Origin of the sequence: Floridaenema flaviceps BLCC-F50 (genome assembly GCF_041929275.2) — a bacterium.
Taxonomy (GTDB): domain Bacteria; phylum Cyanobacteriota; class Cyanobacteriia; order Cyanobacteriales; family Aerosakkonemataceae; genus Floridanema; species Floridanema flaviceps.
This window is the reverse complement of sequence record NZ_JBHFNR020000002.1, coordinates 1,051,430-1,072,472: the sequence shown is the minus strand read 5'-3', so window position 1 is coordinate 1,072,472 and position 21,043 is coordinate 1,051,430. Positions and strand designations below refer to the sequence as shown.

Sequence of the window (21,043 nt, the reverse complement as noted above, 5' to 3'; positions counted from 1 at the left end):
ATGTTGTCAAATGGACAACAAAAAATCGCAACTTATGATATGAGAAAATTTTGCTAAGTAATCATACTCAATGTAACTAACTTCTGACTGCTTTGACTAGAGCCTGACAAGCGCGAAGGAAGATCGCCACATCCACGCCCAAAGCAATGTACTGCACCCCAGCATCAATCCATAACTTAGCCATCTCTGGGTTATCAGCAAATGTACCCACAGCTTTTTGACTCAGGCGGATTTTGGTGACACATTGTTTCATCAATTCAATTACACGGGCATCGCCCACCTGTCCGGGAATCCCCAAAGACTGCGACAAATCATAAGGGCCAAGAAAAACCACATCAATGTGAGGAACGCTGACAATCTCTTCTAAGTTTTCTACGCCCTTTTTGCCCTCTACATGAACCACCACTAAAGATTCTGCGTTCAATTTGCTGATAATTTCTGTACCTGCGGCAGTGTACATTCCAGCACGGGTATTTAAAGAAAGACCACGAGTACCCAATGGGTAATATTTGGCACTGCGGACAACTGCTTCGGCATCGGATAAGGTTTCAATTTGTGGGACTTGGACACCTGCGCTGCCGATATCGAGGGCGCGTTGAATTTGTGGAGGGTCATTTTTGCGAACTCGGACGATCGCACTAAACCCCACACAATCAGCCGCCCGACAGAGATCTTCTGCTCCCAGAGTGTGTATTGGCCCATGTTCCATGTCAATAATCGCGAAGTCAAAGCCAGCATATCCACAAATTTCGATGAACGCAGGATAAGCACAATTAATAAATGGCCCGATTACCACTTCGCCTTGCTGAAGTTTCCGTTTAACTTGGTTTTCGCCCATTGATTCAGTAGTCAGCAACATATTTAACTAAAATATTAGTAGTGCAGCGGGGCCTAGAGGTAGGGGAGAGGAAAACTCTGTACGGGCAATTCATGAATTACCCCTACAACTCAAAACTTTCCCTGTTCCCTACTCGATCCTTCTGCCCTCTTGCAGTAGTTATAAAAGCTATCTCATTAAGTTTTGCCTAAGCATTTTCTGCAAGGGAGAAACGTTATCCTAGAAAAGAACTGATGATAGCCGTAACTTTTAATTTAGACTTAGCCTATTCTATGGGTTAAGTTTCCTAGCCACCTGTACCCTCATGTCCTTGATAATCGTAGTTGCAGATGACGATCTGCCAATGCGTCTTTTTGTAAGTGAATATTTAGAGATGTGTGGCTACTCAGTAATAGCGGCTGAGGATGGTCAATTGGCGCTGGAGTTGGTGGAAAAGTATCATCCTCATTTATTGGTAACAGATATCATGATGCCGCGAATGGACGGCTATGAATTAGTGCGTCAAGTTCGTCAACGTCCCGAATTTCGTTTGTTGCCAGTGGTATTTTTAAGTGAAAAAAATTCTACTGAAGAACGAATTCGTGGCTATAAGTTGGGTTGTGATTCTTATCTACCCAAACCTTTTGAAATTCACGAATTAGGAGCAATTATTCGCAATTTGCTAGAGCGATCGCAAATCATGCAAACCGAGTGGCATTTACGAATGCACACACCCCCATTATCAGGAAATGTTAACACAACTGCCCAAACAGCCCTGACTATTTTGAATTTGAGTAAAAGAGAGAAAGAAGTCCTAGAATTAATTACTCGTGGGTTATCAAATATAGAAATTGGCGATCGCCTACATTTAAGTGGGAGAACGATCGAAAAATACGTCAGTAATTTGCTCAGAAAAACCGAAACTAGCAACCGAGCGGAGCTAGTACGGATTGCTATTGAACAGCGTTTAATCGATTAATAAATTTCCCGGTTGGTTAACTTTAATTAGCTAAGTTTTGCTGACTAATAACATAGTTAAGCAACCCTTCACAGGCATCTAATAAAAGATCGATTACCTGATTAAATCCTTCTGAGCCACCATAATAAGGATCGGGTACTTCTTTGAGGTTATGCCTGGTACAAAAATCACACATTAGTTTTACTTTATCTTTGTATTGTTGGGAGCGATCGAGCGACAAAATATCCCGATAATTCTCTTTATCCATTGCCAAAATTAAATCGAACTTTTCCAAGTCCGATCGCTGAAACTGACGCGCTTCCCCTACTAATTCAATTCCTCTAAGTTTAGCCGCAGCACTCATCCGCCGATCGGGAGGACTACCAATATGATAACTAGAAGTTCCCGCCGAATCACAAATAATTTCCTTGCTTAAACCAGCTTGGTTAACCAAGTGTTTCATAATGTTTTCTGCCGAAGGAGAACGACAGATATTACCTAAACAAACAAACAGTAATTTGTATGCCATTACTCAATTGATTTACGTTTTAGATTTTCGATGATCTAATTTACACCTTTAGTTGCGATTTAGCCATATCGCTCTTAAACCAGCGGCTTTTGCTCCTTCATAATCTTCTTTAAAACTATCACCAATATGCCAAGCTGCATCAGCAGAGCAATCATGTTTTGCTAAAGCGGCAGAAAAAATTTCCACTTCCGGTTTTGCTGCACCCACTTCCGTAGAAATAGTGACAGAAGATAAAAACTGGGTTAACTCTAAAGCTTCTAAAACCGGGTAAAGACGAGAATCAAAATTAGACAACACGCCTAAAGTGATGCCCAAATTTTGCCAATGTTCCAAAGCGGGAATTACATCAGGATAAATAAACCAAGGTTCAGCTGTGGCAAAATAATCGTAAAGTTCCCCAAAGAAACTCGCAAAATCAGTAAACTTTTCCCAAACTCCTGCTTCTTGAAAAGTGTTAATTGCCACTGCTTCCCACCATTCAAATTCTCGCAAGGGAATTTCTTCTGGGGGTACTCCGGGAAAAGCCATTTTCTCGCTTTTTTTAAAGCTGTTGTAGAAAGCGCGATCTAACTCTTCTAGGGAAACTTCTACACCAAACTTTTGAGCAATTTTCCCGTAGACTTCTCCTACGCTACCTTTGATTCCAAATAAAGTGCCAACGGCATCTAAAAAAATTACTTTTGGTTGCTGCATTTAAACTAATTCTTCTTTTACTTTCAAACCATCTCTTTTAATAATATAAGCAGGAACACCGACAACTACGCAATTATCAGGAACATTTTTAGTGACAACTGCATTTGCTCCTACGGTGACATTATTACCCAAATTGATATTTCCCAATACCTTTGCTCCCGCAGTGATTCTAACATTATTCCCGATTTTCGGACGACCTGTTTTATCTTTGTAACCAATAGAAACTTGTTGATTTACCCAACAATTATCGCCCATATCTGCCATAATAATTGTGCTAAAACCATGTTGAATGAATAATCCTTCCCCAATATTACAAGAGGGATCGATAAACAGCGAGGTACATTCTGGATAAAATATTTTGATGATTTTCATTAAAACTCTAGCTGATAAATTACCTTTGCTTATTCGATAATAATAAAGATTGCGAAACTCTTGATTTCGAGAGATTAAAGTTAGTAAATTTACTAGATTAGACGGTTCTTTCCATTCAAATACACTCACCCATTTTTGGACATCATTAACAATAATTTCCTTTTGCGTACTCAGGTAAAATAAGAGTAATTGGGGAAAGACAAAACTCAATTCTAAAAATGTAAAAACTTGATTTATAATATCTTTCACAATCTCAACTCCTAAAGCTTAAATTCAATTAATTATCATCTTGTTTTTGTGTGGAAAGCTCTAAATGGTAACGATAAAGAGCGACTGGTTTTTCATTAGCCCTAAAATAATTAGGGTCTTGAGGAGATAAATAAATAGCAGTTATTTGGTCTGCTGTAATAGGTGCTTTAGAATTTATTTGCCGTTGATACAAAGTAGTAGTTTCTACTTCATTTAAATAAACTTGTGCTGCACTGCGAAATATTTGTTGAGAGATTTCTGTAGCAATAAATTGCTCTGAATTAGGTTGTTCAGTGGCACGATTAGTAACTAGAGAAATTAGTTGCCGTTCTCCTGGTAAATAAGTAATCTGACGATTTGGGTTATTCCGATCGACATTCACAGAAAGAACAAATCGATCGCCCAAAGTAGCCCTAGCTATATTTAAGCCGTTAAAAGAGCGATCGGCAACCACTGTAACAGTTTTAAGTTTTGAGTTTTGAGTTTTAAGTTGAGAAAAAGGATAACCTATTACTTCCGGTTGTTGTTCATTTACACCGACAAAACGCACTAAAAAATTGATAGGTTTATTTAAAAACTGTCGATTACCCTCAAACCCCGGAGTCACAAAATCAGGAGCCAAAGGTGCTACCATTTCCACCAAAGTACTGCTAACATTCCAAGTACCCATCATCCAATCTGGATAAACCAAATCCTCACTTGCTTTCACCGCCGAAATCACAGGTTTACTATCCCAATTAGGGAATTGTGATAAGCGATCGTTTAGTGTACCCGCCCTCACCTCAGCACACCAAAAAAAACCCAACAAAACCAAACAAAAAACCCAAAAACCTCTCACAACTCCTCTCTGCGTTCTCTGCGTCTCTGCGGTTCAAAAAAATTAAATTGCCTCCACAGGAACAGGTTCCCAAACCTCCCCATACTTCTCTTTTAAACCTTGCCAAGCTTCCACCTGTCCCGGTTCATATTCTCCCGGTTTTCCCCACTGCAAAAAAGCACTAAAAGCAGGTTCTTGCTGTTCATCCAAAAAGCGAATTGCATAAGTAGTAAAATTACCCCGTTTCGACTCAGCAGTTTCAAATTTTACCTGAGTAATTTTGTCCATATTCAAGTGAAATTCAAAATCATCAGCGTGCATATTGGCATACTTACCTTTAGGAAGTTCCGCATAAAAAAGCTTTTTAATCGGACTACGGACTTCCAAAACTCCGGCACTGCTAGTTACAATTAAACGCAGAGTACCTAAATTTTCGCAAGCTTCCAGAAACTCTTTCAAATTAGCAGACATAATGATTTTGGTAGTTGGTAGTTGGTATTAAGTTTGTTGTGACGACTTTAGTCGTTCTTTGCTGAAATTAGGAAACACTAAAGTGTTTACAACGAACCATTTTTTTAACTGTTTTCGTACTTTTCGTAAGCAAAGACGATTCTTTGTACTAAGGGATGGCGCACGACATCTGCTTGGGAGAGATGACAAAAAGCAATTCCTTCTACGTTTTGCAGAATTTTTTGAGCTAATGCTAAACCAGAGGTTTGATTAGCTGGTAAATCTGTTTGGGTAATATCGCCAGTCACCACCATTTTTGAGCGAAAACCTAAGCGTGTCAATACCATTTTCATTTGTGCTGCTGTGGTATTTTGCGCTTCATCGACTATTACGAAAGAGTTGTTGAGAGTGCGTCCCCGCATATAAGCTAAAGGAGCGACTTCTATCACGCCTCTTTCCATTAAATTGGTGATTTTTTCCGGGTCAATTAATTCATGTAATGCGTCATACAAAGGACGTAGGTAAGGGTTAACTTTTTGCTGTAAATCTCCTGGTAAAAATCCTAACTTTTCTCCTGCTTCGACTGCGGGACGAGTTAAGATTAACCGTTCATATTGATTAGCTAAAAGTGCTTGAACTGCTAAAACAGCTGCTAAAAAAGTTTTACCAGTACCAGCAGGCCCTATGCAAATGGTAAGGTCGTGGGTGCGAACAGATTGGATATATTGACGCTGACGAAAAGTTTTAGCGCGTATTTCTTCACCGCGACGAGTTCGGGCGAGGACATCTCGCTGTAAGTCTTGTAACTCTTCAGTGCGCTGAGTGTCTAGGGCGTGACGGGCGGTGAGGATATCGACGTTAGTGATAGTTTTACCATGTTTCCAGAAGTCTTCTAACGATCGCACTAACCTACCACAAAGCTCTACTTGATTCGCCGTTCCCGAAATCAGTAAATCTTGTCCGCGCAACACCACTGTCGCACCAGTTTGTCGCGCCAAAGTCTTCAAATTTTCTTCTTGATTTCCGCTTAATGCGATCGCACTTTCTATTGTAGGTAGCTGAATTGTCGCTGACTCCGGCATTGTGGAAAAATCTTCTAGCAGTTTAAAATCACCTTATCTTTCTACAATACTTAATCCCCAACAAAGCAAAAAGACGCTGCACCCGAAAAGCCAGCCACCACAGATGTCCAATCTGAGATAACTAAAGATGTGGTTGAGCGTCATTTTTGCCTTTCTGGAAATTAAGAATTTATCGTTTTATTTCCGGCAAATATAATTAATATCTGCGCTTGCGTGAAGCTTCAGCTTTCCGCTTACGACGGAGGTCGGGCTTCTCGTACCGTTCACGGCGTTTAACTTCCGATAAAATTCCCGCTTTTTGAATCTTTTTTTTGAAGCGTCTCAACGCCGAGTCAATAGACTCATTTTCTCCCAAACGGACTTCTGCCACTTTTTAAGTTTCACCTCCTTCAGGTTTTCCAATTTACTACTACTAAGGCAATTGTATTCCTTTACTTTTGACAATGCCTCAATATTACATAGTAAGCTTACTCCCGGCTGAAGCGCGGTTCAAGCTAACTTTAGCGCGGTCGGAGTCGATGAGAATTTCTCGACGGACCAGGGGGACGGGGAGAAGGTCTTCGCCCCATATCTCTATCTCTGGTTGGTGGGCCATGATCGTGTTCGGCTGGTGTACCGCCGTAAATATCCAGGTAAACCGATTGTCCGGCTAATTTCGCTGCTGCGGCAATTACCGTTCGGATTGCCTGAATATTACGTCCACCACGACCAAAAACCCGCCCTTTATCTTCCCCTTCAAAAGCCAAGCGAATCCAAACTTTCGGTCTAGTCGCTGAAATTTCGCAGTCTACCTTCAAAGAATTAGGTGACTCCAAAAACGGCAGAAGAAGGAATTTCACAAGTCCGGGATAATCTGGTGGACTTGTGGTGGAAAAGGGCTGGGCAGAACCATTATTCGGTAACTGGGGTACGTAGCTGCTCGAAGACATTAGCTTTTTGGAGGATGCTGCGAACGGTTTCGGTAGGTTGAGCGCCTTCTTTGAGTCGTTTGACGATCGCTTCTACATTCAGCTTAGTTTCGTCGGTACGAGGATTATAAAACCCTAATTCTTCAATGGGACGGCCTTCTCGACGAGATGTACTCAGCGCAGCTACTATCCGATAGCTGGCTTCCCGCTTTTTGCCGTATCGCTTTAATCGCAATTTGATCATTTTGGAAAACTAATTTGCACAATTCTGACTAATCTACAATTGTACTTCTCTAAGCGAGGTAATTGGCTAAATCAATCCTTATAATTGACCAAAACCTTTTTTCTTTTTATCTTTTTTCGGTTTCTTTTTGCCACCGCCCCCACCGTGACCGCGCCAGCCCGGAGGTGGTTGCCGATTTCCGAAAGGACTCATCCCACCGCCCATTCCCGGCATACCCATTCCCGGCATTCCCATTCCGGGCATTCCACCTTGTCCCATTTGCTGCATCAAAGTTCGCATTTTTTGGAAATCAGCTACCAACTTAGAAACTTCTGTTTCTCGATAACCTGAACCTTGAGCAATGCGTTTGCGGCGACTGGGAGAAGAAGCTAATAATTCCGGTTCCCGGCGTTCTTGGGGAGTCATGGAATTAATCATCGCCTCAGTTTGTTTGAGTTTTACCTCAGCTTCCCGCAACTGCTGATCGGAAATTTTCGGCATTCCGGGCAACATTTTTAATAGCCCGCCGAAAGATCCCATATTTTTCATCAACCGCATTTGCTTGAGGAAGTCGGTAAAGTCAAACTTAGCCGAGAGGATTTTTTCCTGCATCTTCTCAGCATCGGTGAAATCGATCGCTTCCTGCGCCTTCTCCACCAACGTCAACACATCACCCATCCCCAAAATCCGGGAAGCCATCCGGTCAGGGTAAAAAGGTTGTAAAGCATCGACTTTCTCGCCCACACCGATAAACTTAATCGGTTGACCGGAAACTTGCCTTACCGAAAGTGCCGCCCCACCTCTAGTATCCCCATCCATTTTGGTGAGAATGGCACCTGTTACCCCAATTTGTTCGTGGAAAGTCCGAGTCAGAGTCGCCGCCTCTTGTCCCGTCATCGCATCCACAACTAGCAGAGTTTCATCAGGTTGGACGGTTTGTTTAATCCGGGCTAACTCCGCCATCATGTCTTGGTCAATTTGTAAGCGTCCGGCAGTATCGATAATTACCGTATCAAAACCTTCCGCTTTCGCCTTTTCCACCCCTTGACGGGCAATTTCTACGGGGTTGGCATCTTTCCCCAGTTCAAAAACTGGGACTTCAATTTGTTGACCTAATGTTACCAACTGATCGATCGCCGCCGGACGATAAACGTCTGTTGCCACCAGCAAAGCAGAACGATTCTCTTTCTTTAAATGTAAAGCTAACTTAGCCGTAGCTGTAGTTTTACCCGTTCCCTGCAACCCCGCCATTAACACAACAGTCGGTTTGGTCTTCGCCTCTGCCAAGGGGACATTGCTTTCCCCCATCACACTTACCAGTTCGTCATAGACGATTTTGATAAACTGTTGGTCAGGGCGTACCCCAGTAATTACTTCTGCGCCTTGGGCTTTGGTTTTTACTTGGGCGACAAAATCTTTGACTACTTGCAGGTTGACATCTGCTTCTAGCAAGGCGCGGCGCACTTCCTGTAAAGCTTCTTGAATGTTGCTTTCGGAAATGCGGTCTTGTCCTCGTAACTTTTTCCAGGCACTCTCTAAACGATCGGCTAGCGCATCAAACATAAATTTATTAATTCTCAGTTATTTATTAGGTTATCAATTGATGATTCTCGATTGTAATTTGGGCAGTCTTAATTAGGGACTGTTGCCAGCATCAGGGTTCCCAATGCTATAACAGTGTCCGCAGGTGCATTGTTCAGCTTATAGGAACTCTTTAACTATTTTGCGATCTTTTGATTAGCGATCGTACTCCCAAGCCAAAAAGCAGTCTATTTCACTGCCATTATGCCCAAGCCCAAATCTAAGCGAAAATCTAAACAAAATACTGCTAATCCTGAAACTCCCCAACTTAGTTTAAAGGAGCAACTAGCACTCAAGCGCCAAGCTGCCAAAGCCAAACAGGAGTTTATTAGTTTTACCAGTTCTGTGCTTGGTGGCTCATTGTTCTTGGGATTGTTACTTTTTCCCGTTGGTGGGATCAAAGCCACTATTAGTGTTCCCGTAGCTATTACCGCTCTTGCCCTGTCCTTTAAATATCCCCTGCAAGCACTTTGGGCTTTCCTGATTTATATGCCTTTTGGCGGTACGGTGGTGTACGCTGTTGCAGGTGGTAATGCGCTCTTTCAATTGGCTAAGGATGTTTTCTTTATTCCCGCAGCCTTCACATTTTTTCAAGAGTATAAGCGCAAAGGAAAGCCTTTCATTTTTCCACCAGCGATCAGATCCGCTTTTTTTGTGGTGTTGGGTGTTGCCATACTCACATTCGTAGCCGTAAACGTTCTTCAGCAATTTGCCATTCCCTGTGAAAAAGTGCCTCGGGGAGCGAATATAAGTTGCAAAAATGGACAACCTATAATTATGGGGTTGTTGGGGCTCAAAGTGCTCATCGGATACATTCCTCTGATTACCTGTGCCTACAAACTGATCCGTACCAAGGGAGAGTTAATCTTTTTTACCAGACTACAGTTAGTTTTAGCACTCATCTGCTGTGTATTAGGTTTAATGCAATACCAATTTCTCAGCAGTGGTAGGTGTGAAGGAACTCGCGGTAAGTCGGGAGATGAATTGTTTAAAGCTACTTTAGACGCTAGGTGTTTAGTCGGTGGTTCGCTGGTTTTTAGCCCCGATGTGGGGATGATTCGCTTGCCCGGTACTTTTGTCTCTCCTTGGCACTGGGCTTGGTTCCTAATTTCTAATGCCTTTTTTACCTACGCCAGTGCTTTTAGTGACCCTTCTCCAATCTGGCGGAGCGCTGGTTTAGTTGGTATGGCACTCGTTTTTATCAATGCGATCATCTCTGGTCAAAGAATTGCCTTGGCGCTGGTTCCGGTGGTAACAATTATCCTGCTGATACTTACTGGTCAAGTAGCTAACCTGAAACGATTTATCCCCATTGCAGCAGGACTGGGTGTAGTGGCAGCTATAGGATCAGCAATGTTCCCTGAACTGGTACAAGAACGGGTAGATAGCTTTGTCGGTCGTTGGAATGCTGCTCCTCCTACCGAATTTATTGCCAATCAAGCCGAGTTTACTTCTAAAGGACAAAGCGGAATTTTCGGTGCTGGTATCGGTCGGGCTACTAACTCCGCCCGCGCCTATGGTGCAGATGCTTTAATCGAAACTTATTACCCAAAATTACTTTTTGAACTGGGGCCATTGGGAGTAGTCGCGTTTTTGGCACTTGTCACCACGATCACTTGGATAACTTTTAAAACTTATCGCTCTGTGAAGGAGCAAAGTTTACGCAGTTTTGCCGCGAGTTTTTGGGTTTTCATTTTGGTGATTAGCTATAACACTTATTGGTATCCATTAGATACAGACCCAGTATCAGTTTATTACTGGTTTCTGATTGGTGTCATTTTAAAATTGCCGGAAATAGAACGTCAGGAACAGGAAAAGCTGCCCCCGGAAGAACGAACTAAAGGTAAAAAGAAAAAACGTAGTAAATCGTAAAATATTATGTCAAATAATGATTCAGCAAAAAAACGATTGGATTGGATCGACTATACGAAAGGGTTAGCTATTCTCGGTATTCTTTTGTTCCATTTCTTTCAAAACTATCCCGATCGCTTCCCTTTAATTTCCCTGTTAGATAAAAGCGGTGCTAAGGTAGGTTATGCGGCTGTTGATATCTTCTTCGTGATGGCTGGCTTTAATACTAGTTATGCCCTAGCGATGAGCGCAAAAAAAAATCAACTAAGTCAAATCACTACTAATTGGATTTCTTGGTTGCAAAAGCGCTTACTCCGACTTTACCCAACCTATATCTTGGCAGTATTAGTTACTTTATTAGTTTATTCTTTGTTTGGCAATATCCATATTAAATCGATCGCCGATGGTATCCTAATTTTTTTGGGAGTAGCCAGCTATAAAATATTTCGGGAATTCAATCCCGGATTTTGGTTTTTCTTTGTGATTTTGCAAGCTTATTTAGTCACGCCGCTCATCTTTAAAGTTTGCCAAAATAACCCAACTATAATCTTAATCCTGGGAATTGGGTTAGGCACATTCTACAAGTTGCTTTGTTTGGTTTTAATCCAAGATCCCGGAACTTTTATGATGTTGCTGCAAAATAACTTCTTAGGTAGTTATTTTTTCCCACTTTGTTTAGGCTTGTATTGGGGATTTATTTACGCTAACCATCACTCCTTTAGGAAGGTAGACTTTACCGTTGCAACAATTACTTTTGCCATTAGCTTAGGTCTTTACGCTGCTTTGACTGTTGCCGGAGTAGATATAATATATATGCTGGGCTTTGATATGTTGTTTACTCCCTTTTTCTTCATTAGCTGCTATTGGTTATTTGACAATTTAAGCCAGCAAAAATTGTTAATGGGAGGGTTATCTTTACTTTCTTTGATGGGAGTGTATTCCTATCAAATTTATCTGGTACACCAACCTTTTTATTTTCTGTTACTGCCTTATTTAACTAAACAAATTCATCTCAGTTATTATCTGCGAATTTTACCAGTAATGCTGATTACGATAACTGGATTAACAGTTTATGTATTTGCCTTTATCCATTTGGATAATTTCTTAAGCAAATTTTCTGGTAAATTGCTGAGTAAAAGAGCTTAAATGAATTATGAAAAACTAAAAGGAAAACAAAAAGATGAATTTACCTTCAATTTCTGTAGTTATTCCTACTTACGAACGTGAAGAAGCTTTGCGGGGAACGATCGCAGATGTACTAAAACAAGATTACCCAAATTTTGAAGTAATTGTAGTCGATCAAACTAAAACCCATCAACCAGAAACTCAAGCTTATTTAGAAGAGTTAGCCACCTCTGGGAAAATTCGCTGGTATCGTTTAGATTGGGCGAGTTTACCAGGGGCAAGAAATTACGCAGTTCGGCGGGCAACTGGAGATATTATTTACTTTATTGATGATGATGTGGAAATGCCCGTTGATTGTTTAAAAAACCATGCCCGTAACTATATGGAAAACCCGGAAGTTGGGGCAGTAGCGGGGAGAGTTTTCGATCGCATGAAATTGGCAGATGCCCAAAGGGAAAAACCGGGGGATAATTACACAATTGAATATTTACCACCACAAGCAATGGACCCTGGAATTGCTTGGTATTACATTGATTTAGTGCATACAACAAAACCGCAACAAGTGATTACGGCGAGAGGTTGTAATATGTCTTTTCGCCGGGAAATTTTCAGCAAACATGGGTTGTATTTTGATGAAAGATTTCGCGGTAGTGCGGTGCGAGAAGAGTCAGATTTTTGTTTAAGATTGCGAAAAACGGGTTATAAAATTTGGTATGACCCAGAGGCTTTTTTGGTACATTTGGGTGAAGAAACGGGTGGGTGTCATGATATCAGTACGCGATCGCTAAAATACCAAATAACCTTCTACCACAATCACTTTTTGATGGGTATGAAAAATCTCACCATTGACCAACAATTGAGATTATTTTACCGTTTATTTGACTGTCACGTACTCGGTCGTCCACCCTGTCACAAAAGCGGTTCACCATTAAAAATTATTACCCGCGCCGGATTTTACAGTTTGGGATTTTTCAAAGCTTTAGGTACAGTAATTCAGTCTAGTTGGAATAATGGGCAAGTTTACACTAAACAAGATTTAGTTAAGGAGTAAGCTGTAAGGGCTTAAGTTTTTTTTGAGGAAAGTACGACTAAAGTCGTCACAACGAACTAATCATAATAATTAGCCAAAAAAATGAGAATTCTAGTTGCTAGTCATACTTATATTGTTGACCTGAACCGCGAGAAATTAAGAGAATTATCTCGATTAGAATCAGGGATTGAAGTTACAGTGGTTACTCCTCGAATTTGGCAACCTGGAGGAGTCCAAAATAAAACAATTGAAACTCAACCTTTACAAGAAGGTTCTTTCCGGGTAGTGCCAGTTTCTAATTTTAGCAAAAACAACCAAGGTTTATTGACTTTTGGCGCAGATTTGATTCCTTTGTTACGCCAGTTTAACCCAGATATTATTCAGGTTGAACAAGGTTCTAAAGCTTTAGCTTATGCCGAATTTATTACTTTGAATAAGCTTTTAGGATTAAAAGCAAAAAATGTCTTTTTTACTTGGTGGAATCTGCCTTATAACTTAAAGTTTCCCATTTCATTACTAGAATCTTACAATCTCAGTAATACTCATGGCATAGTTGTAGGAAATAAAGATGGAGTAGATATATTACGGGAAAGAGGCTACAAAGGGCCAATGGTAATTATGCCGCAATTGGGTGTTGATGAAAGTTTATTTAAGCCGCAAACTCAACCCGAATTAGCTAGGCAATTGGGAATTGGAGAAAGTGATTTTGTTGTGGGTTTTGTGGGCAGATTTGTTGAAGAAAAAGGCTTACTTACTTTGGTGGAAGCTTTGGCAGGTTTAGCAGAGAAGCCTTGTAAATTATTATTATTAGGACGTGGGCTATTGGAGTCAACTTTGTTGGCAATGGCGGCGGAAAAAGGGATTAAAGAAAAGTTGATTTTGGTGGAAAGTGTGCCGCACGATCGCGTATATCAATACATCAATTTAATGCACACTTTGGTATTACCATCACAAACAACTTATCAGTTTAAAACTTTGACTGCGGCTGGTTGGAAAGAACAATTTGGTCATGTTTTAATTGAAGCAATGGTTTGCAGAGTTCCGGTGATTGGTTCTGATTCGGGAGAAATTCCTAATGTAATTGGTGAAGCTGGTTTAGTATTTCCTGAAGGCAATGTAGAGGAGTTGCGAAAATGTTTAATGCAGGTAATGGAAAACCCAGAATTAAAAGATAAATTGGCAAATTTGGGTTATCAAAAAGCAATGAATCAGTACACTAATAAAGCTTTGGCAAAGCAAGTATTAGATTTTTATAAGCAAATTACTGGCAATAATTAAATGCGAATTCTCCAAATTGTTCCCTCTATTTCTCTAGTTTATGGTGGCCCTAGTCAGATGGTCTTGGGGCTGTCTGCTGCTTTAGCAAAAGCAGGAATTGACATCACAATTTTGACTACAAATAGTAATGGAGATGCGGGACAACCGCCTTTAGATGTTCCTTTAAATTGTCCAGTAGAACAAGATGGTTATCAGATTCGTTACTTTCGTTGTTCTCCATTTCGCAGATATAAATTTTCTTTGGATTTGTTGCAATGGTTAAATAATAATGCCAAAAATTATGATTTGGCGCATATTCATGCTTTATTTTCGCCTGTGTCTTCAGTAGCAGCAACCGTTGCCAGATACCAAAAATTACCTTACATTTTGCGTCCTCTGGGAACTCTCGATCCTGCTGATTTACAGAAGAAAAAGTTACTCAAAAAAGTTTATGCAGCTTTGTTAGAAAGACCTAATATAGCTGGGGCATCTGCGATTCATTTTACTAGTTTGGAAGAAGCGAAAGTTTCGGAAAGATTTGGGGCAAAAACTAAAGATTTAGTGATTCCTTTGGGGGTGAGTTTGCCAACGCTGGAGAAGGAAGAAAGCGAATTTGCTAATCTGCCATTTCCAGTAATTTTATTCATGTCCAGAGTCGATCCGAAAAAAGGGTTAGATTTATTGATTCCGGCTTTGCAAAATCTGGCAAACTTAGGGATAGATTTTCATTTTGTGTTAGCGGGATCGAATCCGCAAGATCCAGAATATGAAGAGAAAATCCGATCGCAAATCTCCACCACACTACCAGACAAAGTAACGATAACAGGTTTTGTCAGAGGCGATCGCAAACTTTCCCTCTTACAAAAAGCCGACTTATTCCTATTGCCATCTTATTATGAAAACTTCGGTATTGCTGTAGCCGAAGCAATGGCAGCAGGAACACCAGTTTGTATTACTCGCGGAGTTTATATTTGGGAAGATATTCTGAATGCAGAAGCTGGCTGGGTATGCGATCGAACTGTAGAATCTCTCACAGAAACATTGCGATTAGCACTTCAAGATCCAGCAGAAATTAAACGCAGAGGATTAAACGCAAAAGAATTAACAATCAAAAATTATAGTTGGGAAGCAATAGCCGAACAAACAATCCAAGCTTATCAACAAATAATCTCTGACTCACCCAATTAAATCCTCTATTTCATCTGTGTAAATCTCGTGTTTATCTGTGGTTAAAAAATCCCTGACTTTAACTAAGATCTTACACCTAGAGGCAGAGCCTCTATTTTCGTTCCCAGGTTGAACCTGGGAACGAGATTTGGGAGGTTCTACCTCCTCTCCTGCGTCTGATTATAACGCCTGAATATGTGATTTAAATACTGCAAAATAGCAATTAAACCACTGACACTAAAAGCCAAAACCAACCAAAAACTATTAGTTAATCCGGGGCTTTGATCCATTGCCCAACCGCCTAAAGGGGGGCCGATCGCATAACCGATCGCCCAACAAAGAGAATTAATTGAAAGGTAAACACCTCGTAAAGTGACAGGGGCAATATCAGCCACAAAAGCTGCTGCCGAAGGAGTATAAGAAACCGTAGCGATCGCTAAAATTCCCATCCCCAATATTGCCCAAATTAATTGAAAATTTGGTACACCACCAATAAACCAAATTAAACTAAAACCTATCCCCCAAAGTAAAGCCGAAATCATTAAAGCTTGGGGATGATTGAAGCGTTTGAAAAAACGAGATACAGGAATCATGGTTAAAATAGCTAAAACCATGTGCCAACTGAAAAGGATACTAATTATTTGCGAAGAAAACCTGCTGCTAAAATATAAACCAAGCGTACTGTGTAGCTGGGAAATGTAAGTAGTAAAAATGATATTGATGACCACAAAAACTAAAAGTAAGCGATCGCTTAAAGCAGTTTGCCAGGAATTAGGCAAAAATCCCCTATTTTTCCTGGTGGTAGAGGAAGTTTCGCCATTGCCTTTGTTAGTTTCGGCTATAGCTAAATAAACTACTCCAAAGAAAACTATAAAAGAAATACCATCAATAATAAACAAAGTTCGATAATTACCAGTACTGCTGATTAAAATACCCCCTAAAATAATTCCTAAACCTAAACCAAGGTTATCGGCTAACCTCACTACAGCATAAGCTTCTTGTCTTACTTGACCTTCAGTTAAATCGGCTACGGCTGCTTCTGTAGCAGGCCAATATAAACCAATACCAAATCCCGCCAATAAATTAGCTAAAACAAAGGTAAAAAAGTTATTTGTTGCCGCTAATGCAAAAGAAGCTATTGCCGAAATAGCTGCCGAAAGTAACAAAGTACGACGACGACCCCAAAATTGAGAATCACTAAATGAACCACCAATAATTCGCCCCAAAACGCCAGAAATAGAAGCACTACCTAAACCTAAACCTACTTCCGTAGCAGATAAACCAACACCTTTAGCAAAAAAAATAGGCGCATAAAAAAGCGTGAAACCAGTGCCTACTTCGGATAAAAATCTACCCGTAGCTAGAATCCAAACTTGCGAATTTAAGCGGGGGAACCAAGAAAGTAATTTAGATTGTAAATAAGATTTCATTAGCAAAGCGTCCCAAAAGAGCAAAACTTTTTGGCAAACATTACTAAAATAACGTGCTAAACCCTGATATCCTATTTGGCAACAATGTTAATTTCTTTGAAGTCTAAGCTTATACTGACTACCAAGCCGATTGGTTACACACATGAAAATCATTCACCAATCAATCACAATTTTAAGTATTGTCACTCTACTGGGTAGCGTCTCTGTTTTAGATGTTAACGCACAGTCAAAACCTGGGCAGACAGATTCCAAGCCAACCCAGGAAGAGTCGGAAAAGCCTTCGCCTTCTCCTAGTCCCACACCTGGGGAAACCCAAATTGTTCCCGCAACACCAGAAGTTCCGGCAACTCCGACTCCGAGTGATTCAACTCCGGGTGAAACTCCGTCCACAACTCCTACAGACAAGCCAACTCCGGGTGAAACTCCGGGTACTACTCAGACAACTCCTACGGACAAGCCAACTCCGGGTACTACTCAGACAACTCCTACGGACAAGCCAACTCCGGGTACTACTCAGACAACGCCCAAGCCTGGGGAAAGGCAGTTAACTGCGGAGGAATACTACCGTCAAGGTGCTATTAAGGCGGAACAACGTAATTATGAAGGAGCGATCGCAGATTATACTCAGGCAATTAAGTTAAAACCTGATTATGCCGAAGCTCATCTGAGGCGAGGAATTGCCCGTTACTTTTTAAAAGATTACCAAGGGGCGATCGAAGATAGCACCGCAGCATTAAAGATAGAGCCCAATAATGCTAGGGCTTTGACTAATCGTGGCAATGCTTATGATGATTTAGGTCAACATGAAAAAGCTCTTGCTGATTACAATGAAGCAGCACGCATTGACCCTAAAGATCCTAAAGTCTTTTACAATCGGGGCATTGCTCATAATAAAATGAAAAATGATCAAGCTGCGATTCAAGATTATACTCAGGCAATCCAACTGAGAGCAGATTTTGCAGAAGCATTCTTTAATCGCGGTGTGAGTTATTACAATGTGAAAAATAATCAAGCCGCCATTAAGGATTTTCAACAAGCAGCAGAACTGTTTAAACAACAGGGAAATACTAAATCTGCTAATCAAGCACTAGAGGCAGTGCGATCGCTTCAACAACTGCGTCCCCAAACCCGTAGCTAAAGAAACATGAAAAATCAAAATGAAAAATTAAAAATTGAGGCGGAAAACTCTTTTTTAATTTTTCATTTTGTATGTTTGATTTAGGTAATATTTGCACAGAGGTCTTTATGGCTAAATTTTTATTTGTTACCGATTTGGATAATACTCTAGTCGGTGATGACCAAGCTTTAGAAGAACTTAACCAAAAGTTAAAGCAACATCGTCAAGAATATGATACCAAGATTGTTTACACCACAGGGCGATCGCTTACCCTATACCAACAACTAAGAGACGAAAAGCATTTGTTGACACCAGATGCTTTAGTTACTGCTGTAGGTACAGAAATTTATTACCATGTCGGTGATGACCCAGACCCCACTTGGTCAGAACAAATGGCGATCGGTTGGGATCGGGAAATAGTAATTAACACAGGTTCTCATTTCGCTGATTTAACTCCTCAACCAGAAACCGAACAACGCCCTTTTAAAGTTAGTTATTTTCTCTCGGAAGTTGTAGCAGCAGATGTGCTTTTTGAGCTAGAAGATTTATTACAAAAAAGGGGCTTAAGTGTAAGATTAATTTACAGTGGCAGCAAAGATTTAGACATTATCCCCCGACGTGGCAATAAAGGTGCGGCAATGCAATTCCTCCGGCAAAATTGGGGAATTGAGGCTACCCAAACCGTAGTTTGTGGTGATTCAGGAAACGATATTGCTTTGTTTAGTGTTGATACAGAAAGGGGTATAATCGTCGGTAATGCCCTACCAGAATTGCTGCGCTGGTGTGAAATTAATCCAGCCGATCATCGTTACTTAGCAAAATCACATTACGCTGCCGGAATTTTGGAAGGTTTGTATTATTTTGGTTTCTTTAAATGATTGCCTATCTTAAAGGCACGATCGCAGGCATCTACAAAACTAGTGGTAATCGCTGGACGCTAATATTAGAGGTAAATCAGATCGGTTACGAGTTACAAATTCCGCCTCTGTTAGCCCAGCAATTGCCCGAAATTGGCGCGACAACCCAAGTTTTTACTCATTTCCAAATCAAAGAAGACCAAGCGGTTTTATATGGTTTTGGTTCGACTGCGGAAAGAGATTTGTTTCGCCAATTAATTAGTGTTAGTGGCATTGGTGCAGCTTTAGCGATCGCACTTCTAGATACATTAGGATTACCAGATTTAGTGCAAGCAATTGTCACCGGAAATATTCGCGCCTTAACTAAAACTCCCGGTGTCGGCACGAAAACCGCTGAACGTATCGCCTTAGAATTAAAAACAAAACTATCTCAATGGCGCACAGAAACCGGACTTTCCAAAGCTATTCCATCTAGCCCTGACGCAGCAATCATCGAAGATGTAGAAATGACTTTATTAGCATTAGGATACACTAACAACGAAGTAGCAAAAGCAATCAAAGCTGTCAGTGAAGATGGGTTAATAGCTAAAAGTAAAAATGCCGAAGATTGGATTAGAAGTGCGATTTCTTGGTTAAGTCAAGCAATTGAATAAACAATTAATTCTGTCTTTAGGAAGATGAGCAACAAGCAAACTTATCTCTTACGACCGATCCGAAAAAAGAGATTGTAATTAGAGAATAACCTTGTAAGCATTCTCTAACCAAATAATTACTATGACCAGTTTAATTGAATTTAAATTATTTGCCCCTTATAACAAAGGTGCAGCTTTAATGGGTTCCTTTTCCGACTGGAAAGAAATCCCAATGGAAAAAGGCAAAGATGGATTCTTTCGCACCAAAGTAGAACTAAAAGATGGGACTTATCAGTATAAATTCCGCGTCCAATCTAAATCATGGTTTTTAGAAGAAGACCAATGGGTAGATGTCGTCGATCCTTACGCCACAGACATTGACGACCCTACCCAAAACGGTGTAATTCGGATTAAAGATGGGGAAAAAATTGTTGATACTTATGTTTGGCAACATGATGATAAACCTTTACCCCCAGACCATGCCTTAGTAATTTATGAAATGCACATTGCAGACTTTTCTGGTGGAGAACCCGATCGTTATGTTAGGGGTAAATATAAGCACGTAATTGAGAAATTAGATTACCTTTGTGATTTGGGGATAAATGCGATCGAATTAATGCCAGTTAAAGAATATCCTGGTGATTATAGCTGGGGATACAACCCCCGTTACTTCTTCGCCACAGAATCTAGTTATGGCACAAGCGCAGAACTAAAAGCCTTAATAGATGAATGTCATGCTAGAGGAATTCGAGTATTAATGGACGGGATTTATAATCATTCCGAAGCATCAAGTCCTCTAACACAAATTGACCACGATTATTGGTATCATCATTCACCACGCGACCCCGGTAATAACTGGGGCCCAGAATTTAATTACGAACATTTTGACGAAAATTACCAATCCTATCCCGCCCGTTGGTTCATGGGTGATGTCGTGCGATATTGGGTAAGAGAATATCATCTTGACGGCATTCGTTACGACGCAGCAAGGCAAATTGCCAACTACGATTTCATGCACTGGATTACCCAAGAAGCCAAAAAAACAGCTGGTGCAAAACCATTTATTAACATTGCCGAACACATCCCCGAAACTACCAGCATTACCAACATAGATGGCCCAATGGATTCTTGTTGGCATGATAGTTTTCGCGCTTGTATTGTCGAACATATTTGTGGCGATACCTTCGATTTAGAACGCCTCAAAGATGCCTTAGATGGCAAACGCCAAGGTTTCATGGGTGCAACAAATGTGGTTAATTATCTCACCAATCATGACCACAATCATGTAATGGCAGAGTTAGCAGACAGAGAAATATTTGATGAAGCAGCATTTCAACGCAGAAAGTTAGGTGCAGTTTTGGTAATGACTGCTGTCGGGATACCGATGTTGTGGATGGGAGAAGAATTTGGCGAGTACAAATACAAAACTATTGAACCCGCAAAAATTGAGTGGAGTTTATTGGGTAATGATTTGAACAAAAACCTATTTCATTACATGAAAGGTTTGATTCATTTACGCAAAAATAATCATGCCCTTTACACAGAAAACATCGACTTTTTCTATGAAAATGCTGATGATAAAGTGTTAGCTTACTGTCGTTGGAATGACGAAGGTTCTCGCGTAGTTGTGGTTGCCAATTTCTCTGACAATTTCCTGGGTGGGTATCAAATTCCTAACTTCCCAGCTACCGGAACTTGGCATGAATGGACTTACGACTACGATGTAGAAGTTGGCGAAGAAGGTTTAATTACCGACTTAGGCGAATACGAAGCAAAAGTCTTCGTTTGGCATTAAAGCATTAGGTTCGTTGTAAGCACTTCAGTGCTTTAACGCTAAAGCGTTTACAACGAACCTGCGTCTGTTGTAAGCACTTCAGTGCTTCAGCGCTAAAGCGCTT

The 21,043-nt window shown here is 40.7% G+C and carries 22 protein-coding genes; 10 read left to right on the top strand and 12 right to left on the bottom strand.

What is annotated here, in order from left to right; translation table 11 throughout:
- Window positions 1–76: 76 nt before the first annotated feature.
- Window positions 77–838, bottom strand: a complete 762-nt coding sequence (locus tag ACE1CI_RS24830; protein ID WP_496615895.1) for an aldolase/citrate lyase family protein — start codon at window positions 836–838, stop codon at window positions 77–79.
- Window positions 839–1,142: 304 nt separating this feature from the next.
- On the opposite strand from ACE1CI_RS24830, the gene ACE1CI_RS24825 reads away from it, so the two are divergent.
- Complete coding sequence (locus tag ACE1CI_RS24825; RefSeq protein ID WP_413266402.1) at window positions 1,143–1,796, top strand: response regulator transcription factor; 654 nt, start codon at window positions 1,143–1,145, stop codon at window positions 1,794–1,796.
- Between the two features lie 22 nt (window positions 1,797–1,818).
- Here ACE1CI_RS24825 and ACE1CI_RS24820 read toward each other — a convergent pair whose 3' ends face one another.
- The 10 genes from ACE1CI_RS24820 to ffh form a co-directional block, all read right to left on the bottom strand.
- Window positions 1,819–2,304 (bottom strand): low molecular weight protein-tyrosine-phosphatase, encoded by a 486-nt coding sequence (locus tag ACE1CI_RS24820; protein WP_413266403.1) that lies wholly within the window; start codon window positions 2,302–2,304, stop codon window positions 1,819–1,821.
- A 48-nt stretch (window positions 2,305–2,352) separates the two neighbouring features.
- The gene (locus tag ACE1CI_RS24815) at window positions 2,353–2,997 is read right to left on the bottom strand and encodes an HAD-IA family hydrolase (RefSeq protein ID WP_413266404.1); all 645 of its coding nucleotides are present in this window, start codon (window positions 2,995–2,997) and stop codon (window positions 2,353–2,355) included.
- On the bottom strand, window positions 2,998–3,618 hold the full coding sequence (locus tag ACE1CI_RS24810; RefSeq protein ID WP_413266405.1) for a serine O-acetyltransferase: 621 nt from the start codon (window positions 3,616–3,618) through the stop codon (window positions 2,998–3,000).
- 28 nt (window positions 3,619–3,646) lie between these two features.
- The gene (locus ACE1CI_RS24805; RefSeq protein WP_413266406.1) at window positions 3,647–4,456 is read right to left on the bottom strand and encodes a DUF6816 family protein; all 810 of its coding nucleotides are present in this window, start codon (window positions 4,454–4,456) and stop codon (window positions 3,647–3,649) included.
- Between the two features lie 42 nt (window positions 4,457–4,498).
- On the bottom strand, window positions 4,499–4,906 hold the full coding sequence (locus ACE1CI_RS24800; RefSeq protein ID WP_496615790.1) for a ChuX/HutX family heme-like substrate-binding protein: 408 nt from the start codon (window positions 4,904–4,906) through the stop codon (window positions 4,499–4,501).
- Window positions 4,907–5,010: 104 nt separating this feature from the next.
- The gene (locus tag ACE1CI_RS24795) at window positions 5,011–5,967 is read right to left on the bottom strand and encodes a PhoH family protein (RefSeq protein WP_413266407.1); all 957 of its coding nucleotides are present in this window, start codon (window positions 5,965–5,967) and stop codon (window positions 5,011–5,013) included.
- A 196-nt stretch (window positions 5,968–6,163) separates the two neighbouring features.
- Window positions 6,164–6,337 (bottom strand): 30S ribosomal protein S21, encoded by a 174-nt coding sequence (gene rpsU, locus ACE1CI_RS24790; RefSeq protein ID WP_496615788.1) that lies wholly within the window; start codon window positions 6,335–6,337, stop codon window positions 6,164–6,166.
- A 130-nt stretch (window positions 6,338–6,467) separates the two neighbouring features.
- Window positions 6,468–6,896, bottom strand: a complete 429-nt coding sequence (locus ACE1CI_RS24785; RefSeq protein ID WP_413266408.1) for a KH domain-containing protein — start codon at window positions 6,894–6,896, stop codon at window positions 6,468–6,470.
- Window positions 6,859–7,119, bottom strand: a complete 261-nt coding sequence (gene rpsP, locus ACE1CI_RS24780) for a 30S ribosomal protein S16 (protein WP_413266409.1) — start codon at window positions 7,117–7,119, stop codon at window positions 6,859–6,861. Before rpsP ends, ACE1CI_RS24785 begins: the two co-directional genes overlap by 38 nt.
- A 78-nt stretch (window positions 7,120–7,197) precedes the next feature.
- Window positions 7,198–8,661 carry a signal recognition particle protein gene (gene ffh / locus ACE1CI_RS24775; protein WP_413266410.1) on the bottom strand — a complete coding sequence of 488 codons (1,464 nt, stop codon included), beginning with the start codon at window positions 8,659–8,661 and terminating at the stop codon, window positions 7,198–7,200.
- Window positions 8,662–8,883: 222 nt separating this feature from the next.
- Between ffh and hpsL the strand changes: the two genes are divergently transcribed.
- The 5 genes from hpsL to hpsP all read left to right on the top strand — a co-directional run bounded on the left by hpsL (window position 8,884) and on the right by hpsP (window position 15,130).
- Window positions 8,884–10,551 carry a hormogonium polysaccharide biosynthesis protein HpsL gene (gene hpsL, locus ACE1CI_RS24770; protein WP_413266411.1) on the top strand — a complete coding sequence of 556 codons (1,668 nt, stop codon included), beginning with the start codon at window positions 8,884–8,886 and terminating at the stop codon, window positions 10,549–10,551.
- Between the two features lie 6 nt (window positions 10,552–10,557).
- The gene (locus ACE1CI_RS24765; RefSeq protein ID WP_413266412.1) at window positions 10,558–11,676 is read left to right on the top strand and encodes an acyltransferase family protein; all 1,119 of its coding nucleotides are present in this window, start codon (window positions 10,558–10,560) and stop codon (window positions 11,674–11,676) included.
- A 34-nt stretch (window positions 11,677–11,710) separates the two neighbouring features.
- Window positions 11,711–12,706: a hormogonium polysaccharide biosynthesis glycosyltransferase HpsN gene (hpsN, locus tag ACE1CI_RS24760; RefSeq protein WP_413266413.1), complete on the top strand. Its 996-nt coding sequence runs from the start codon at window positions 11,711–11,713 to the stop codon at window positions 12,704–12,706.
- Between the two features lie 81 nt (window positions 12,707–12,787).
- Window positions 12,788–13,963 (top strand): hormogonium polysaccharide biosynthesis glycosyltransferase HpsO, encoded by a 1,176-nt coding sequence (gene hpsO / locus ACE1CI_RS24755; RefSeq protein ID WP_496615786.1) that lies wholly within the window; start codon window positions 12,788–12,790, stop codon window positions 13,961–13,963.
- Window positions 13,964–15,130: a hormogonium polysaccharide biosynthesis glycosyltransferase HpsP gene (hpsP, locus tag ACE1CI_RS24750; protein WP_413266415.1), complete on the top strand. Its 1,167-nt coding sequence runs from the start codon at window positions 13,964–13,966 to the stop codon at window positions 15,128–15,130.
- Between the two features lie 137 nt (window positions 15,131–15,267).
- Here hpsP and ACE1CI_RS24745 read toward each other — a convergent pair whose 3' ends face one another.
- Window positions 15,268–16,539, bottom strand: coding sequence for an MFS transporter (locus tag ACE1CI_RS24745; RefSeq protein WP_413266416.1), 1,272 nt, complete (start codon window positions 16,537–16,539; stop codon window positions 15,268–15,270).
- Between the two features lie 142 nt (window positions 16,540–16,681).
- On the opposite strand from ACE1CI_RS24745, the gene ACE1CI_RS24740 reads away from it, so the two are divergent.
- The 4 genes from ACE1CI_RS24740 (at window position 16,682) to ACE1CI_RS24725 (ending at window position 20,940) form a co-directional block, all read left to right on the top strand.
- On the top strand, window positions 16,682–17,677 hold the full coding sequence (locus ACE1CI_RS24740; protein WP_496615785.1) for a tetratricopeptide repeat protein: 996 nt from the start codon (window positions 16,682–16,684) through the stop codon (window positions 17,675–17,677).
- 107 nt (window positions 17,678–17,784) lie between these two features.
- On the top strand, window positions 17,785–18,534 hold the full coding sequence (locus tag ACE1CI_RS24735) for a sucrose-phosphate phosphatase (RefSeq protein ID WP_413266418.1): 750 nt from the start codon (window positions 17,785–17,787) through the stop codon (window positions 18,532–18,534).
- Window positions 18,531–19,166, top strand: coding sequence for a Holliday junction branch migration protein RuvA (gene ruvA / locus ACE1CI_RS24730; protein WP_413266419.1), 636 nt, complete (start codon window positions 18,531–18,533; stop codon window positions 19,164–19,166). The genes ACE1CI_RS24735 and ruvA overlap by 4 nt, the downstream gene beginning before the upstream one ends.
- A 121-nt stretch (window positions 19,167–19,287) precedes the next feature.
- Entirely contained in the window at window positions 19,288–20,940 is a 1,653-nt protein-coding gene (locus ACE1CI_RS24725) for an alpha-amylase family glycosyl hydrolase (RefSeq protein WP_413266420.1), read from the top strand.
- The last annotated feature ends 103 nt before the right edge of the window (window positions 20,941–21,043 follow it).